This window comes from Burkholderia sp. E168m15, assembly GCF_016586105.1.
Lineage (GTDB): Bacteria > Pseudomonadota > Gammaproteobacteria > Burkholderiales > Burkholderiaceae > Burkholderia > Burkholderia orbicola.
Map to the genome: position 1 here is coordinate 1 of NZ_BCPO01000237.1, position 1,353 is coordinate 1,353.

Genomic DNA, 1,353 nt, shown 5'->3' on the forward strand with positions numbered 1-1,353 from the left:
GGAGGTATCCGGAATTCCGTGTGTGAGGCGGGTTGAGATTCAGACTCCAATGTTGAATCGTTCCGGGTAAAGCAGTGCGAACTGCGTCATCGCGCTCTTCCAATCGTGCCGGGAGCCAGTCCACTTGGCCACGACGTTGCGCAGCGCCAGCCAGATCAGTTTGAGCGCGGCCTCGTCCGACGGGAAGTGGCCGCGCGCCTTGATGATCTTCCGAAGCTGCATGTGCAGCGACTCGATCGCGTTGGTCGTATATACAATTTTCCGGATGTCAGGCGCGAAGGCGTAGAACGGAATCACCTGATCCCAGGCTCGGCGCCAGAGCGCGGCGATCGGAGGGTATTTCGCACCCCACGGGCTCGTATCGAACGCGTCCAGCGCCACGGCGGCCGCTTCGGCCGACGGTGCCCGATAGACCTCCTTGAGCGCCGCTGCGACCGATTTCCTGTCTTTCCAGCTGGCGAAGTCCAGTGAGTTCCGGATCAGATGCACGATGCAGGTCTGGACCGTCGTTTCCGGGAACACCGTGTTGATCGCTTCCGGGAAGCCCTTCAGGCCGTCGACCACGGCGATCAGGATATCCTGCACGCCGCGCAGCTTAAGGTCGTTCACTACCCTCAGCCAGAACTTGGCCCCCTCGGTCTGCTCGATCCAAAGGCCCAACACGTCGCGTGTGCCGTCGCGGCGCACGCCCAGCGCCAGGTAGATCGCTTTGTTGCGCACGACGCCTTCGTCGCGGATCTTGACTCGCAAGGCGTCGAAGAACACGACCGGGTACATCGGCTCGAGCGGCCGCTGCTGCCATTCGCGCACTTCGTCGATCACGGAATCGGTCACCGTACTGATGAAGTCCGGCGACACCTCGATGCCGTACATCTCCAGCAGGAAACCCTGAATCTCCCGCACGCTCATGCCGCGTGCGTACATCGCGATGATCTTGTCGTCAAAGCCGGTGAAGCGTCGCTCGCCCTTGGCGATCAGCACCGGATCGAAGGTGCCTTCGCGGTCGCGCGGAATCTCGACGTCGAGCAGGTCGTCGTCGGTCGTGATGCGCTTGCGGCTGGTGCCGTTGCGGTGGTTCGTGCGGCCTGCCGGCTTGGCATCGCCCTTCTCGTAGCCGAGGTGGTGGGTCAGTTCGCCGCCCAGCGCGCGTTCGAAGATTGCCTTCTTGAGCGCCGCAAGCTGCTCGTTGATCGTCGCCCGGTTCAGCGTCCCGGGCACCAGTTGCTTGATCAGCTCGGGGTCCAGGTTCAAGCCCTTGCCCGGTTCTATCGTCACTTCTTCCTTGCGTTTGCGTGGCATAACGTGGCTCCTTGGCCATCAGTTTATGCCTCACACACAAACATTCGGATAGGC

General features: G+C 62.0%; 1 protein-coding gene. It reads right to left on the minus strand.

Annotated features, from left to right (window positions below):
• Positions 1-39: 39 nt before the first annotated feature.
• Entirely contained in the window at positions 40-1,299 is a 1,260-nt protein-coding gene (locus JMF86_RS34840; protein WP_011544750.1) for an IS256 family transposase, read from the minus strand.
• Positions 1,300-1,353: the final 54 nt, after the last annotated feature.

What these genes read in the sequence shown, in the direction of transcription:
- JMF86_RS34840 (WP_011544750.1), bottom strand. Translation starts at nt 1,299, where the DNA reads ATGCCACGCAAACGCAAGGAAGAAGTGACGATAGAACCGGGCAAGGGC.